The organism is Streptomyces sp. NBC_00207, assembly GCF_045160965.1.
Lineage (GTDB): Bacteria > Actinomycetota > Actinomycetes > Streptomycetales > Streptomycetaceae > Streptomyces.
Map to the genome: position 1 here is coordinate 6415649 of NZ_CP130715.1, position 15765 is coordinate 6431413.

General features: G+C 71.2%; 11 protein-coding genes. 9 read left to right on the forward strand and 2 right to left on the reverse strand.

Features of this window, described 5'->3' with window-relative positions; all coding sequences use genetic code 11:
- Positions 1-58 precede the first annotated feature (58 nt).
- The 6 genes from OG472_RS30450 (at position 59) to serA (ending at position 9803) form a co-directional block, all read left to right on the forward strand.
- Positions 59-1006 carry a 2-hydroxyacid dehydrogenase gene (locus OG472_RS30450; protein ID WP_401612132.1) on the forward strand — a complete coding sequence of 316 codons (948 nt, stop codon included), beginning with the start codon at positions 59-61 and terminating at the stop codon, positions 1004-1006.
- A gap of 282 nt (positions 1007-1288) precedes the next feature.
- On the forward strand, positions 1289-4195 hold the full coding sequence (locus tag OG472_RS30455) for a putative bifunctional diguanylate cyclase/phosphodiesterase (RefSeq protein WP_405832095.1): 2907 nt from the start codon (positions 1289-1291) through the stop codon (positions 4193-4195).
- 204 nt (positions 4196-4399) lie between these two features.
- Positions 4400-6286: an acetolactate synthase large subunit gene (locus OG472_RS30460; protein WP_390797730.1), complete on the forward strand. Its 1887-nt coding sequence runs from the start codon at positions 4400-4402 to the stop codon at positions 6284-6286.
- A 32-nt stretch (positions 6287-6318) separates the two neighbouring features.
- Positions 6319-6843 (forward strand): acetolactate synthase small subunit, encoded by a 525-nt coding sequence (gene ilvN, locus OG472_RS30465; protein ID WP_267824446.1) that lies wholly within the window; start codon positions 6319-6321, stop codon positions 6841-6843.
- A gap of 127 nt (positions 6844-6970) precedes the next feature.
- Entirely contained in the window at positions 6971-7972 is a 1002-nt protein-coding gene (ilvC, locus tag OG472_RS30470; RefSeq protein ID WP_383563450.1) for a ketol-acid reductoisomerase, read from the forward strand.
- Positions 7973-8213: 241 nt separating this feature from the next.
- Positions 8214-9803, forward strand: a complete 1590-nt coding sequence (serA, locus tag OG472_RS30475) for a phosphoglycerate dehydrogenase (RefSeq protein ID WP_327416597.1) — start codon at positions 8214-8216, stop codon at positions 9801-9803.
- Between the two features lie 69 nt (positions 9804-9872).
- Here the strand turns inward: serA and OG472_RS30480 are convergent, their stop codons facing one another.
- On the reverse strand, positions 9873-11429 hold the full coding sequence (locus OG472_RS30480; protein WP_405832098.1) for an MFS transporter: 1557 nt from the start codon (positions 11427-11429) through the stop codon (positions 9873-9875).
- A gap of 89 nt (positions 11430-11518) precedes the next feature.
- Between OG472_RS30480 and OG472_RS30485 the strand changes: the two genes are divergently transcribed.
- The gene (locus tag OG472_RS30485) at positions 11519-12112 is read left to right on the forward strand and encodes a TetR/AcrR family transcriptional regulator (RefSeq protein WP_405942267.1); all 594 of its coding nucleotides are present in this window, start codon (positions 11519-11521) and stop codon (positions 12110-12112) included.
- A 146-nt stretch (positions 12113-12258) separates the two neighbouring features.
- Positions 12259-13143, forward strand: coding sequence for a hypothetical protein (locus OG472_RS30490; protein ID WP_405832100.1), 885 nt, complete (start codon positions 12259-12261; stop codon positions 13141-13143).
- 198 nt (positions 13144-13341) lie between these two features.
- Here OG472_RS30490 and OG472_RS30495 read toward each other — a convergent pair whose 3' ends face one another.
- Positions 13342-14655 (reverse strand): PucR family transcriptional regulator, encoded by a 1314-nt coding sequence (locus OG472_RS30495; protein WP_405942268.1) that lies wholly within the window; start codon positions 14653-14655, stop codon positions 13342-13344.
- Positions 14656-14814: 159 nt separating this feature from the next.
- Here OG472_RS30495 and OG472_RS30500 point away from each other — a divergent pair, with 159 nt between their 5' ends.
- Entirely contained in the window at positions 14815-15741 is a 927-nt protein-coding gene (locus OG472_RS30500; RefSeq protein ID WP_401612148.1) for a proline dehydrogenase family protein, read from the forward strand.
- The last annotated feature ends 24 nt before the right edge of the window (positions 15742-15765 follow it).

A 15765-nucleotide genomic window follows, 5' to 3' on the forward strand; every position in this document is an offset into this window, starting at 1 on the left:
CCGCTCCGGCCACCAAACTAACGGCTTGATCAAGACGGCTTGGCATAGCCTCGTGATCATGACTGCTACGCCCCAGGACGTCTGGCTCCCCTTCCCCGCCGAGGAGGTCGCCGGCCTCCCCGATTCCTTCCGGTACCGCGTGTGGGACGGCGAGGACGCCTTCCCGGCCGACCCGGCCGACTGCGTCTTCTACGTGGCCCCCTACATGAAGTCCGCCGAGGTCACGGTGCGCCCCCTCGCCGCGATGACGGGCGTCCAGGTCGTCCAGACCCTGACCGCCGGCATCGACGACGTGCTGGGCCGCCTCGGAGAGCTGCGCCCCGGCGTACGGCTGTGCAACGCCGCCGGGGTCCACACGGCCAGCACCGCCGAACTCGCCCTCGCCCTGACCCTCGCCTCCCTGCGCGGCATCCCCGGCATGGTGCGCGGCCAGGACCGCGAGGAGTGGCGCTCCGGCTTCTACGACGCACTCGCGGACAAGAACGTTCTGATCATCGGCTACGGATCGATCGGCTCTGCCATCGAGGACCGGCTCGTCCCCTTCGAATGCGGGCGGATCACGCGCGTGGCCCGTACGGCGCGGACCACCGGGCGCGGGCCCGTGCACGCCCTCGCCGACCTGCCCGGCCTGCTCCCGCAGGCCGACGTGGTGATCCTCGTGACACCGCTGACGGACGCCACCCGGGGCCTGGCCGGCGCCGACTTCCTGAGCCGCATGAAGGACGGCGCCCTCCTGGTGAACGTGTCCCGCGGCCCCGTCGTCGACACCAAGTCCCTGCTGGCGGAGGTCGAGTCGGGCCGGCTGCGCGCGGCGCTCGACGTCACCGACCCGGAACCGCTGCCCGACGGCCACCCGCTCTGGCACGCTCCGAACGTCCTGATCACGCCTCATGTGGGTGGCAGCAGCACCGCGTTCGAGCCACGCGCCAAGCGTCTGCTGGCACGCCAGCTCGGCCTGTTCGCCGCCGGCGAGCCCCTGGAGCACACGGTGCTGATCACCGAGTGACGCACGGTGCGCACGCTCCGCATTCACCCGGACGCGCACAGTGGACATCCCTCCCCGATCGGTAACTGAGAGTAGAGGAACTATGTCCCTGAGTGACGAAAGTGGTGTATCGTCCGGAACAAGGGGCTGCGCCACGAACGTCTGGCGCTGGGGAGTGATCGGACACTTTGGGGGGCGACGGGCGATGTACGGCCAATGGACGAAGGATCCGATGCGGCACGGCCGCCGGAGGCGACGCTGCCGAGACTGGGCTGCACCGGAACCAGCCGGCGAGGGGGACCGGTGAGTGCCCCGGGGGCGGCGCTCCTGAACCGCCCGTCCGTCTCGGGCGGAGGCAGGGGCCTGGCGATGCAGCTGCTCCTTGCGGTGGTCAGCGGCGGGTACGCCGTGGGTGCCGCCCTCAACTGGGGCTCGGAGGAAGTCGCCGAGATCATGGGCGATTTCGGACTGAGCGCAGCAGGCCTGCTCGCCGCCGTCTCCTGCTACTCGTACGCGCGTGCCATCGACAGCCGTGAACGCCCCGCCTGGCTGCTCTTCGCCTTCTCCTCCCTCATGGGCGCCGGCGGCAACGCGGTCTGGGGCTGGTACGAGGTCATCCTCGGTGAACCCGTCCCGAAGCCCTCGCTCGCCGACTTCGCCTTCCTCTGCTTCGCCCCGCCCGCCATCGTGGGCCTGCTCGTCCTCGCCAAACGGCCCGTCACCCGCGCCGGCTGGGTGTGCCTCGGGCTCGACTCCTGGCTCATCGGCGGCTCCCTGCTCACCCTGTCCTGGAGCCTGGCCCTGGCCCACGCGGCGCGGACAGCCCAGTCCGGCGCCCCGGGCAGCGTCCCGCGCGCCGCGCTCTCCCTCGCCTACCCGCTCCTGGACATCGCGCTCGTCTCGATGGTCCTGGTCCTGCACTTCCGGCGGAGCGAGAGCAACCGCTCCGCCGTCAACACCGCCATCGCGGCACTGGCCCTGACCGTGCTCAGCGACGCGCTGTTCACCTCGCCCCTGCTGAGCGCCGAATACCAGTCCGGACAGCTGCTCGACGCCGGCTGGTTCGCCGGCTCGCTCCTGCTCGCGTACGCACCCTGGGGCGCCCGGCGCATCCACCCGGGCCCGGAGCCGGCCGGGCACCCGCGCGGGGACCGGCCGCACAGCCGCCCGATCACCGGCTCCCTGCCCGCCCTCACCCCGTACCTCGCGGCCGCCGTGTGCACCCTCGGCATCCTCTACAACGTCGTGGACGGCCGGAAGGTCGACCGGATGGTCGTCTTCACCGGCTGCACGGTCGTGCTCGCCCTCGTCATCCGGCAGGGCATCATGCTCCTCGACAACATCGCGCTCACCCAGGAACTGGCCCAGAAGGAGAACCACTTCCGCTCCCTGGTCCAGGGCTCCAGCGACGTCATCATGATCGCCGCGCCCACCGGGACCCTGCGCTACGTCAGCCCCGCAGCCGCCGGGGTCTACGGCCGCGAGGCCGAGGAGCTGGTCGGCACCGAGCTCGCCACCCTCATCCATCCGGACGACCTCGGCCGGGTGGTCCACGAGGTACGCCGCTTCCTCGCCGCGCCGCCCACCGAGGAGCCCACCACCCGCATCGAGTGCCGCTTCAAGTCGGGCGGCGGCGAATGGCTCAACGTGGAGTCCACCGTCAACCGCCACCAGGGCGGGCTCATCCTCAACAGCCGGGACGTCACCGAGCGGGTCCGGCTCCAGGCCCAGCTCCAGCACAGCGCCGAGCACGATCCGCTGACGGACCTGCCCAACCGCGCCCTCTTCACCCGGCGGGTGCGCCAGGCCCTGACCGGCCGGCGGGCAGGGGACCACAGCACCGCGGTGCTCTTCATCGACCTCGACGGTTTCAAGGCGGTCAACGACACCATCGGCCACCAGGCCGGCGACGAGCTGCTCATCGAGGCCGCGCGCAGGCTCCAGGACTCGGTCCGGGCCGGGGACACCGCGGCCCGCCTCGGCGGCGACGAGTTCGCCGCGCTGATCCTGGGCGACGGGAACCGCGACCGCAGCGCCCGCGAGTACCAGGCGCGCGAGATCGCCGACCGGCTGCGCACCACCCTCTCCCAGCCGTACCGGATCGGCGGCAGCGAGGTGCGCGTCGCCGCCAGCATCGGCGTGGCCTTCGCCGACCCCGGCATCACCCCTTCGGACCTGATGCGCAACGCGGATCTCGCGATGTACCGGGCCAAGGCGGGCGGCAAGGACCGCGTGGAGATGTACGCCCCCCAGATGCAGGCCGAGGTCGTGCGGAAGGCCGAGCTGGCGGGCCGGCTGCGGACCGCGCTCCACGAGGGGGAGTTCGCCCTGCTGCACCAGCCCGTGGTCTCGCTGGCCACCGGCGAGGTGGCGGCCGTCGCCGCGCAGGCCCGCTGGCGTTCCGCCCAGGGCATCCTCTTCACGCCGGCCGAGTTCCTCCGGGTCGCCGAGTACAGCGAGGGCGGCGCGGGAGGTGCGGGAAGTGCGGGAGGGCCCGGCGGTGCGGGCCCGGACGCCTCGCGTACCGCCGAGCTGGGGCGCTGGCTGCTGGAGGAGGCCGTGGAGCAGGCCGCCGACCGGCACCGGGCCGGGCACGACGTACCGGTGGCCGTGCGGATGACCGCCCAGCGGCTCCTGGACCGCGCCATGCCGCTCGGCTCCGTGGAGGCCCTGCTGACCCGGCACGGCCTGCCCTCCGGGTCCCTGGTGCTGGAGCTCGCGGTATCCGACCCCAGAGTGCCCTTCGACGACCTGGAGCGCCGCCTGACCGCCTTGCACCGGCTCGGGGTGGGTATCTCCCTGGACGGCTTCGGCAGCGGCTACGCGGCCATCAGCGCCCTGCGCCGGCTTCCCGTGGACATGCTCAAGCTGGACCGGGGTCTGGTGGAGGGGGTGGTCGAGTCGGCTCGCCTGCACAAGATCACCGCCGGTCTCTTGCGGATCGCAAACGACCTGGGGATGCGCTCGGTGGCCGACGGGGTCGACCTCCCCGAGCAGGTGCTGGCCCTGCGCGCGATGGGCTGCACGCACGGCCAGGGAATGGCATTTTCCGGCCCCCTCGACGAGTACAGGCTGCGCCGTGCGCTGGTGCGCGGTACGTTCCCAGTACCGGGCGGAGCGGCTCAGCCGGCTCTGGCCGGCGGCTCCCCCGGGGGTTCGATGGCCATCCGCAGAGGCTCACATAATGAGACGCCCGTCCCACCTACTTGACATCACCCTCGCGCCAGAGGGAAGGTCAGTGCCATGCGCACCCGAATTCTCGTACTTGGAAAGCGCGTCGGCTGAAGCAGGGACCTGCATGTCCCCGCTCAACACACCCGACGCGCTCCCCTCGCTTGCCTCCTGGCACGAGGGGTTTTTTGTTGCACTGGCACAGAGTCGAATCCGCGTAAAACCCTCAGCTTCGAGAAGAGAATGCCGATGACCGAGCAGGCCACCGGGGCCCACCATCCGCAGCCGCGGCCCCGTTCCGGCGGACAGCAGTCCGCCGCAGTTGAGCACGTCACGGGTGCGCAGTCCCTCATCCGCTCTCTCGAAGAGGTGGGGTGCGACACCGTCTTCGGGATTCCGGGAGGTGCCATCCTCCCCGCGTACGACCCGATGATGGACTCCAAGAAGGTCCGTCACATCCTGGTCCGCCACGAGCAGGGGGCCGGCCACGCCGCCACCGGCTACGCGCAGGCCACCGGCAAGGTCGGCGTCTGTATGGCCACCTCCGGCCCGGGCGCCACCAACCTGGTCACCCCGATCGCCGACGCGCACATGGACTCCGTCCCGCTCGTCGCGATCACCGGCCAGGTGTCCTCCAAGGCGATCGGCACCGACGCCTTCCAGGAGGCGGACATCGTCGGCATCACCATGCCGATCACCAAGCACAACTTCCTGGTCACCAAGGCCGAGGACATCCCGCGGACGATCGCCGAGGCCTTCCACATCGCCTCTACCGGCCGCCCCGGCCCGGTCCTGGTCGACATCGCCAAGGACGCCCTGCAGGCGAAGACCACCTTCTCGTGGCCGCCCGCCCAGGACCTCCCCGGTTACCGGCCGGTCACCAAGCCGCACGCCAAGCAGATCCGCGAGGCCGCCAAGCTCATCTGCCAGGCCAAGCGCCCGGTCCTGTACGTCGGCGGCGGCGTCATGAAGTCCGGCGCCACCGCCGAGCTGAAGGTCCTCGCCGAGCTGACCGGCGTCCCGGTCTGCACCACCCTGATGGCGCTGGGCTCCTTCCCCGACAGCCACCCGCTGCACGTCGGCATGCCGGGCATGCACGGCAGCGTCACCGGCGTCACCGCGCTGCAGAAGTCGGACCTGCTGATCGCCCTCGGCACCCGCTTCGACGACCGCGTCACCGGCAAGCTGGACAGCTTCGCCCCCTTCGCCAAGATCATCCACGCGGACATCGACCCGGCCGAGATCGGCAAGAACCGTGCGGTCGACGTCCCGATCGTCGGTGACGCCCGCGAGGTCATCGCCGACCTGATCCAGGCCGTCCAGGCCGAGCACACCGAGGGCAACGCCGGGGACTACACCGCCTGGTGGAACGACCTCAGCCGCTGGCGCGACACGTACCCGCTCGGCTACGACCTGCCCGCGGACGGCAGCCTCTCGCCGCAGCAGGTCATCGAGCGGATCGGCGCGCTCGCGCCGAAGAGCACGATCTTCGCGGCCGGTGTCGGCCAGCACCAGATGTGGGCCTCGCACTTCGTCAAGTACGAGGAGCCCCGCACCTGGCTGAACTCCGGCGGCGCCGGAACCATGGGCTACGCGGTCCCGGCCGCGATGGGCGCCAAGGTCGGCATGCCCGAGCGCACGGTCTGGGCGATCGACGGTGACGGCTGCTTCCAGATGACCAATCAGGAACTGGTCACCTGCGCCCTGAACAACATCCCGATCAAGGTCGCGATCATCAACAACGGTGCGCTGGGCATGGTCCGCCAGTGGCAGACCCTGTTCTACAACCAGCGGTACTCCAACACCGTCCTGCACGCCGACGAGACCGGTCACGACACCGTCGGATCCCAGCTCGGCGAGTCCATCGCGCCCCGCAAGGGCACCCGCGTCCCGGACTTCGTCAAGCTCTCGGAGGCCATGGGCTGCGTGGCACTGCGCTGCGAGGACCCGGCCGACCTGGACAAGGTCATCGCCGAGGCCAATGCGATCAACGACCGTACCGTCGTGATCGACTTCATCGTCCACGAGGACGCCATGGTGTGGCCGATGGTCGCCGCCGGCACCTCCAACGACGAGGTCATGGCAGCCCGGGGCGTCCGTCCCGACTTCGGCGACAACGAAGACGACTGAGCCGAGAGAGCCTGAGAGAGAGAACGCCTCACATGTCCAAGCACACGCTCTCCGTCCTGGTCGAGAACACGCCCGGCATCCTCGCCCGGATCGCCGCCCTGTTCTCCCGCCGCGGGTTCAACATCGACTCCCTCGCGGTCGGCGTCACCGAGCACCCCGACATCTCCCGCATCACGATCGTCGTGAACGTCGAGGACCTCCCGCTGGAGCAGGTGACCAAGCAGCTGAACAAGCTGGTCAACGTCCTCAAGATCGTCGAGCTGGAGTCCCACAACGCCATCGAGCGTGAGCTCGTCCTGGTGAAGGTCCGCGCCGACAACGAGACCCGGTCGCAGATCGTCGAGATCGTCCAGCTGTTCCGCGCCAAGACGGTCGACGTCTCCCCGGAGGCCGTCACCATCGAGGCCACCGGCGGTACCGACAAGCTCGGCGCGATGCTCAAGATGCTGGAGCCCTTCGGCATCAAGGAGCTCGTGCAGTCCGGCACGATCGCCATAGGGCGTGGCGGACGGTCCATCACGGACCGCAGTCTGCGCGCGCTCGACCGCAGCGCCTGACCCGGCCGGCGCAGCGGCCGACCGGCTGCGCCAGACACGCTCGGCTCGCATGGCGAGACCGACAGACTCAGATTCCGTTCCCCGCCGTACGGTGGGAGCAACACCAGCGCACCAAGGAGATATCCCAGTGGCCGAGCTGTTCTACGAGAACGACGCCGACCTGTCCATCATCCAGGGCCGCAAGGTCGCGGTCATCGGTTACGGCAGCCAGGGCCACGCCCACGCGCTGTCGCTCCGTGACTCCGGCGTCGACGTCGTCGTCGGCCTGAAGGAGGGCTCGAAGTCCAAGGCCAAGGCCGAGGAGCAGGGCCTGAAGGTCGTCCCCGTGGCCGAGGCCGCCGCCTGGGCCGACGTCATCATGATCCTGACCCCGGACCCGCTGCAGGCCGAGATCTACGAGGAGTCCATCAAGGACCACCTCAAGGACGGCGACGCGCTGTTCTTCGGTCACGGCTTCAACGTCCGCTACGGCTTCATCAAGCCCCCGGCCAACGTGGACGTCGCCCTGGTCGCCCCGAAGGGCCCGGGCCACCTGGTCCGCCGCCAGTACGAGGAGGGCCGCGGCGTTCCGTGTATCGCGGCCGTCGAGCAGGACCACTCGGGCAACGCCTTCGCCCTCGCGCTCTCGTACGCGGCCGGCATCGGCGGCACCCGCGCCGGCGTCATCAAGACCACCTTCACCGAGGAGACCGAGACCGACCTGTTCGGTGAGCAGGCCGTCCTCTGCGGTGGCGCGTCCGCCCTGGTCAAGGCTGGTTTCGAGACCCTGACCGAGGCCGGCTACCAGCCGGAGATCGCGTACTTCGAGTGCCTGCACGAGCTGAAGCTCATCGTCGACCTCATGTACGAGGGCGGCCTGGAGAAGATGCGCTGGTCGGTCTCCGAGACCGCCGAGTGGGGCGACTACATCACCGGCCCCCGCATCATCACGGACGCCACCAAGGCCGAGATGAAGAAGGTCCTCGAGGAGATCCAGAGCGGCGAGTTCGCCAACACCTGGATGGCCGAGTACAAGGCCGGTCTGCCGAAGTACAACGAGTACAAGAAGGCCGACGAGGCGCACCTGCTGGAGACCACCGGCAAGAAGCTGCGCAAGCTGATGAGCTGGGTCGACAGCGACGAGAGCTGATCGTGGACGGCGGGGCCGGGACGGCGTGTCCCGGCCCCGCCGCGCGTCGCTTGTCCAACACGGCCAACCCCGGAAGGGTGATCCTTCCGTACAGGCGGAAATTCGGTCCGTCAGCGCCACTACACTGCTCAACACATACGCGTCAGGCCCACAGTGTCGTGCGTCTTCCACGCGGCTACCCCCTCCACCGCCTGCGGCCGTCGGGACGGCCGTCCGCACTGGACTTGTGAGGATGACCCACGTGAGCTCGAAACCTGTCGTACTCATCGCCGAAGAGCTGTCGCCCGCCACGGTGGACGCGCTCGGTCCGGACTTCGAGATCCGGCACGTCAACGGAGCCGACCGCGCGGAGCTGCTGCCCGCGATCGTCGACGTCGACGCGATCCTGGTCCGCTCGGCCACCAAGGTCGACGCCGAGGCCATCGCCGTCGCCAAGAAGCTGAAGGTCGTCGCGCGCGCCGGCGTCGGTCTGGACAACGTCGACGTCTCCGCCGCCACCAAGGCCGGCGTGATGGTCGTCAACGCCCCGACCTCGAACATCGTGACGGCGGCCGAGCTGGCGTGCGGTCTGCTCGTCGCCACCGCCCGCAACATCCCGCAGGCCAACACCGCCCTGAAGAACGGTGAGTGGAAGCGGAACAAGTACACGGGCGTCGAGCTCAGCGAGAAGACCCTGGGTGTCGTCGGCCTCGGCCGCATCGGCGTCCTGGTCGCGCAGCGCATGTCGGCCTTCGGTATGAAGATCGTCGCCTACGACCCCTACGTGCAGCCCGCGCGCGCCGCCCAGATGGGCGTCAAGATGCTGACGCTGGACGAACTCCTCGAAGTCGCCGACTTCATCACCGTGCACCTGCCCAAGACCCCCGAGACCCTCGGTCTCATCGGGGACGAGGCCCTGCACAAGGTGAAGCCCTCCGTCCGTATCGTCAACGCCGCCCGCGGCGGGATCGTGGACGAGGCCGCGCTGTACTCGGCCATCAAGGAGGGCCGCGTCGCCGGCGCCGGCCTCGACGTGTACGCGAAGGAGCCCTGCACGGACTCCCCGCTCTTCGAGCTCGACCAGGTCGTCTGCACTCCGCACCTCGGCGCGTCCACGGACGAGGCCCAGGAGAAGGCCGGTGTCTCGGTCGCCAAGTCGGTGCGCCTCGCGCTCGCCGGCGAGCTCGTGCCGGACGCGGTCAACGTCCAGGGCGGCGTCATCGCCGAGGACGTCCGTCCCGGCCTGCCGCTCGCCGAGAAGCTCGGCCGCATCTTCACCGCCCTCGCGGGCGAGGTAGCGGTCCGCCTCGACGTCGAGGTCTGCGGCGAGATCACCCAGCACGACGTCAAGGTGCTCGAACTCTCCGCGCTCAAGGGTGTCTTCGAGGACGTCGTCGACGAGACGGTCTCCTACGTCAACGCCCCGCTGTTCGCACAGGAGCGCGGGGTCGAGGTACGCCTGACCACCAGCTCGGAGTCCCCGGACCACCGCAACGTGGTGACCGTCCGCGGCACCCTGTCGGACGGTCAGGAGGTCTCGGTCTCCGGCACGCTCGCGGGCCCGAAGCACCTGCAGAAGATCGTGGGCATCGGCGAGTACGACGTGGACCTGGCGCTCGCCGACTACATGGTCGTGCTGCGCTACACCGACCGCCCGGGCGTGGTCGGCACCGTCGGCCGCGTGCTCGGCGAGGCCGGACTGAACATCGCGGGCATGCAGGTCGCCCGTGCGGAGGAGCACGGCGAGGCGCTCGCCGTCCTCACCGTCGACGCCGAGGTGCCGGCGAACGTCCTCGCGGACATCTCCGCCGAGATCGGCGCCGTTTCGGCGCGTACGGTCAGCCTCGGCTGACCCGAGCGGCACGGCGAAGGGCCCGGGGGATTCCCCCGGGCCCTTTCACGTTGTTCCGCCCCGCCCCGGTCAGTTGTACGCCGGCACCTCAGCGCCGTCCGCGGGCACCTCGGCCTGCTCCGCCGCGGGCGGGGCCGGGGCTTCGACGCCCCGCATCAGAGCCGCGGCGAGCACGGCCGCCCCGAGCAGCAGCGCCGCGCCGCCCCAGGCCGCGTACTGCATCCCGTGGACGAAGGCCTCGCGGGCCAGGGTCAGGACCTGCCCGCCCGCCTCCCCGCCGATCCGGTGGGCGGCGGCCACGGCCCCGCCCAGGGTCTCCCGCACGGCGGGCTCGGAGTCCGCCAGGTCGCTGCGGTAGACCGCGGTGCCCAGGCTGCCCAGGACCGCCATGCCCAGGGCGCCGCCGAACTCCGTTCCGGTCTCCAGCAGGGAGGCGGCGGAACCGGCCTTCTCGGCGGGGGCGGCGGCGAGCGCCATGTCGGAGACCAGGGACATCACTGCGACGACGCCCGAGGAGAGCACCCCGGCACCGGTCAGGATCAGCCACAGGGAGTCGGTGTCCACGAGGCTGATGAGGGCGAAGCCGACGGCGGCGAGGACGAACCCGCCGGCGATGACGTAGCCGCGGTCCACCTTCTGGGCCAGGGCGGCGCAGACGGGGGCCGTGGCGCCGATGACGACCGAGGGGGCGAGGCTCCACAGGGACGCTTCCAGGGTGCCCATGCCGAGCACCGACTGGAGGTACTGGGTCGTGAAGTAGGCCGAGCCCATCACGGCGAAGGCGGCGAAGGTGTTGAGGGCGATGCCCGCGCCGAAGCCGCGGCCCCGGAAGAGGGCCCGGGAGATCATGGCGTCGTCGCGGGTGCGCTGGCGGCGGACGAAGACGTACGCGAAGGCCAGGCCGACGGCGAGGCAGCCCAGGTAGAGGGGTTCGAAGCCCTCGGCGGCGATCTCCTTGAGGCCGTAGACGACCGGCAGCACGGCGGCCATGGACAGCGGGACGCTCAGCAGGTCGAAGCGGCCGGGGGCCGGGTCCTTGAACTCCGGGACCAGGACCGGGACCAGGAGCAGCAGGAGCAGCATTGCGGGCACGTTGATGAGGAAGACGGAGCCCCACCAGAAGTGGTTCAGCATCACACCGCTCAGCACCGAGCCGAGGGCGATCCCGCCGGTCATGGCCCCGGACCAGATGGCGATGGCCTTGCCGCGCTGCTTGTCGTCCTGGAAGAGGTTCCGTACGAGGGCCAGCGTGGAGGGCATCAGGGTCGCGCCGCCGACGCCGAGCAGGACGCGGGCCGCGATGAGCATCTCGGCGCTGGTGGCGTAGCCGGCGCAGACCGAGGCGATGCCGAAGGCGGTCGCGCCGATCAGCAGCAGCTTGCGGCGGCCGATCCGGTCGCCGAGCGAGCCCATCGTGATCAGCAGGCCGGAGAGGGCGAAGGCGTAGCTGTCGAAGATCCAGAGCTGCTGGGTGGCGCTCGGGGCGAGCCGGTCGGTGATGGCCGGGATGGCGAAGTAGAGGACGGAGACGTCCATCGACACCAGGAGCAGGGGCAGCAGGAGGACGGTGAAGGCGGTCCATTCGCGGCGGCCGGCGAGTCGCGCTGTGGCGGCGGGGTTTGTCATGAGCAGGAATATACACACGTATTAAACGTTCGTCTATGACAGTTGTCTAGAACTGTTGTCTGGGACGGTTGTCTTGCTACCTTGTGGCCATGGGACATCGCGAAGATCTGCTCGAAGGCGCCAAGAAGTGCCTGGTCGAGAAGGGGTTCGTGCGCACGACCGCGCGCGACATCGTCAGCGCCTCGGGAACCAACCTGGCGTCCATCGGCTACCACTACGGCTCCAAGGACGCCCTGCTCAGCCAGGCCTTCATCGCCCTGATGGAAGAGTGGGGCGCCGTCTTCCAGGCAGGCCTGGACGGTGACGGCGGTTCGCTGGAGCGGTTCCGCGCGTTCTGGGAGGGCGTCCTCGCGGCGCACGAGAAGTCGGGTCCGGTCTGGGCGGCCAGCCTGGAGGTGGCGCTCGGCAGGGACCAGCGGCCGGAGTTGCGGTCCATGCTCGCCGCCTCGCAGGCCGAAGGGCGCCGCGGCCTGATCTCCATGCTGACCGGCACCCCCGAGGACCAGCTCGACGACCGGGACGTGCGCACGCTCGGCACCTTCTACCAGGCGCTGCTGAACGGCCTGATGATCCAGTGGCTGTTCGATCCGGAGTCGGCGGCCACGGCGGAGGAGTTCACCGAGGGCATGCGCCGGGCGGCCGAGGCGATGACGCGTCCCCGGGGTTCCGAGGGCGGGAAGTAAGCGGAGCGGGAACCGCCGCCGGCGGCGCCCCGTCCCACCCCCGAATCGGCCCGGGGCGAGGGGGAGTCGACGTGGCGAGAGCGGGAGCAGGGGCGGGAACGGAAGCGGGAACGAGGCACAGGGCGCGGGCCGGATCCGGCCCCGCGGTGCGCGTCGGCGTACTGGCGGCCGGCCTGGCGGCGGTGGTCCTGACGGCCGGGTGCAGTGCGCCGCAGGCGAAGCCGGACACCCGGCCGCGGATGAAGCAGGTGGCGGCGGCCTGGGAGGGATCGGCGGCCCTCAAGCAGTGGCACGAGGGCTTCCACCCCCTGGACAGGGAAGAGTGGAAGCCGCCGGAGGGCTTCCACTCCGAGGAGGACAAAGAGGCCTACGCCGCGAGGAGCTTCGTCCTGCGCACCGAGCTGCCCGCCACGCCGCCGCCCGCCACCGCGATCCGGTGGCCCGACCGCAACGGCGACGCCGACGGCGCCACGCTCGCGCTGCCGCTCCACAACGCGGCCCAGGCGTACGGGGAGCTGGACCGGGTCCCGGACGGCGAACCGGCGCTGGCGGTCACGGACGTCCGCTTCGGCGAGACCGCCGTACGCACCAGCCGCGGCCCGGCACGGGTACCGGCCTGGCTGTTCACCATCGAGGGATACGAGACCCCGCTCGTCCGGATCGCCGTCTCCCCGCAGGAGCTTCCCGAGGTCCCGGTCGAGCCCCTCGCCACCTTCGACGAGGGCACGGCACCCCTCCTCACCTACACGGCCGCACCGGACGCGACGGAGCTCACCGTGCAGGCCGGCAGCGGCAGCTGCGACGGCGGGGTCGCCGTGGACGTCCTGGAGGGAGCCGACACCGTGGTGCTGGCCGGCCGGATCGTGGCCGCCGCCGAGCCGGGCACGTCCTGCGACGCGGCGCTGCGCACGGAGATGGTTCCGGTCACGCTGGTCCGGCCGCTGGGTGCCCGGCTCGTCATCGACGCGGCGACGGGCGCACCCCTCCTGGAGCCGCGGCCACAGGCGGCGCCCGCGGGCGCCGCACCGTGATGACCGGTCGGCCGGCGACCGGTTGCCCACCAGGTCGAGCGCGAGGCCGTGGCGCGGGCCGCCGCGGGTGAAGTCCTCCCGGGAGCACGCGGGTGAAGTCCTCCGGGAGCAGTCGGCGACGTGGCCGGCGCCGAGGGACAGGACCGGGTCCGCGTCCGTTCGACCTCCCTCGACTCCCGTACGCCGGGGGAGCCGTCCCTACGTCAGGCGGGCGGCTTTCAGGGCCATGTGGAGCAGCAGGCGGTCCTCGCCCTCGTCCAGGTCGAGCCCGGTCAGCTGCTCCACGCGGGCGAGGCGGTAGTAGAGGGTCTGGCGGTGGATGCCCAAGGCGGCCGCCGCGCGGCCCGCCTGGCCGGCGCAGTCCAGGAACACCTCGGCGGTGCGGGCGAGTTCGCGGTGCGCCGGGGTCAGCAGGGCGCGCGCCGCCGGATCGTCCACCGGGTCGGCGGCGAGGGTCGCCAGCAGCCGGTACGGGCCGATCGCCGACCACTGGGCGACCGGGCCGAGCCGGGGCTGCGCGACGGCCGCCCGGGCCGCGGCGACGGCCTGCTCCCAGGCTCCGGGCAGCTCCGCGAGGCCCCGGACGGGGTCGGCGACGCCCGCGGTCATCCGGCGGGCCGGCCCGGCCGGGGGCTTGGCCCTGGCCTTGGCCGCCGCCGCCGTCGCCCCGGCAGCCCCGGCAGCCTTGGCCGCCTTGGCCGTTCCTGCAGGGCCGGCGGCTCCACCGGGGCCCGCCGCTCCTGCCGTCGCCGCCGGCTCCGCCGCACGCGGCAGCAGCCGGGCCACCGCCGTCAGCGCCGGGGCCAGCGCGTCCGTCGAGCGCAGCCGGAGCAGGACCGCCAGGGCCAGGTCGCCGGCCGCGCCCGCGTCGTCCCCGCCCGCGCCCCGCCGCGGTACGAGGCACACGGCGGCCGCGCCCGGCACCGACGCGGGAGCCTCCCCGGACCACGGCGCCACGCAGACCGCCGCGTGCAGCCCGTCCCCGCCCGGGCCGAGGGCGGCCCGCAGTGCGGCCACCGCCATGTCCTGCTGCCAGCCCCGCCCGGCCGTGAGGACCGCCTGGAACTCCCGTGACAGGTCGGCCCCCGCCTTCGCCTCCTCGGCGAGCAGCACTCCGATCCGCTCGGCCACCTCCATGGCCGCGGCCAGGGCCGCCGGCTCGGGGCCGGGCTTGCCGGGCTCTTGGTCGAGGAGCCACACGTAGCCCTGCACGATGCCCCGGAACCGCACCGGCAGGCAGATCCGCCCCCGGAAGACCCCCGCGTCGGGCGCCGCCGGGATCCGGACGGGGCCGGTGGCGCGGGCGATGCCGAAGCCCTCGAACCAGGACCGGACGGCCGCCGTCGACTGCCGCGTCAGGATCGAGCGGGTCCGCACCGGGTCCATGGCGAGATCGTCGTCGCTGTCGTGCGCGCCGAAGGCGATGAGGCGGAAGTCCCGGTTCTCCAGGGTCGCGGGGGCGCCGAGCAGCGCCGAGATCTCGTCCACCAGGTCCTGGTAATCGCCCTTCACCCCGACATTCTCCCACCTCGGGACCGACCCTTCAGACAGATGTATGAGATCCGGGACACGGATGCGTGACAGCTGTCGATGGCAGAGGATCAAAGCGATCCTTAGGTTTCACGGTGGTTTTACTTGAGCTTTTCTTCTGCCACCCGCTGGAGGTGCCCCGTGCTGGGTCCCGTGATCCTCGCCGCTTCGCGCAGCGACAAGATGCGTCGTATCGTCTCTGCCGCCCCGGTGACCAAGCCCGTGGTGAATCGGTTCATCCCCGGCGAGACGGTCGACCAGGTCATCCCGATCGTCGAGGACCTCACCCGCGACGGCCTCGAGGTCACCCTCGACGTCGTCGGCGAGGACATCACCGAGGTGGAGCAGTCCTACGCGGCCCGGGACGCCTACCTCCAGCTCATCGAGCGCCTCGCGGAGCTCGGCCTCGGCGAGAAGGCCGAGATGTCCGTGAAGCTGTCGATGTTCGGCCAGGCCCTGGAGGGCGGCCACGAACTGGCGCTCGCCAACGTCCGCCCGGTCGTCGAGGCCGCGGCCGCCATCGGCACCACCGTGACGCTCGACGCCGAGGACCACACCACCCTCGACTCGATGTTCGCCATCCATGAGGAGCTGCGCCGGGACTTCCCGCAGACCGGCTGCGTGATCCAGGCGTACCTCTTCCGCACCGAGGCCGACGCCCGGCGCCTGGCCGCCGCCGGCAGCCGCGTCCGGATCGTCAAGGGCGCCTACAAGGAGCCCGCCGAGGTCGCGTACCAGGACAAGGCGGAGATCGACAAGGCCTACGTCCGGATCATGAAGATCCTGATGGAGGGCGAGGGCTACCCGATGATCGGGTCCCACGACCCGCGGCTGATCGCCATCGGCCAGGAACTGGCCCGGCAGGCCGGGCGCAAGCTGGACGAGTACGAGTTCCAGATGCTGTACGGCATCCGCAGCGAAGAGCACCTGAGGCTCGCCGCCGAGGGCCACCGGATGCGGGTCTACACCGCGTACGGGACGGACTGGTACGGCTACTTCATGCGCCGCCTCGCGGAGAAGCCGGCCAACCTGCTGTTCTTCCTCCGCTCGATGATCACCAAGAACTAGCCAAGAACTAGGTCAAGGAGTTAC

Coding starts and splice junctions, on each gene's coding strand:
- OG472_RS30450 (WP_401612132.1), top strand. CDS start 59: ATGACTGCTACGCCCCAGGACGTCTGGCTCCCCTTCCCCGCCGAGGAG.
- OG472_RS30460 (WP_390797730.1), top strand. CDS start 4,400: ATGCCGATGACCGAGCAGGCCACCGGGGCCCACCATCCGCAGCCGCGG.
- ilvN (WP_267824446.1), top strand. CDS start 6,319: ATGTCCAAGCACACGCTCTCCGTCCTGGTCGAGAACACGCCCGGCATC.
- OG472_RS30480 (WP_405832098.1), bottom strand. CDS start 11,429: ATGACAAACCCCGCCGCCACAGCGCGACTCGCCGGCCGCCGCGAATGG.
- OG472_RS30485 (WP_405942267.1), top strand. CDS start 11,519: ATGGGACATCGCGAAGATCTGCTCGAAGGCGCCAAGAAGTGCCTGGTC.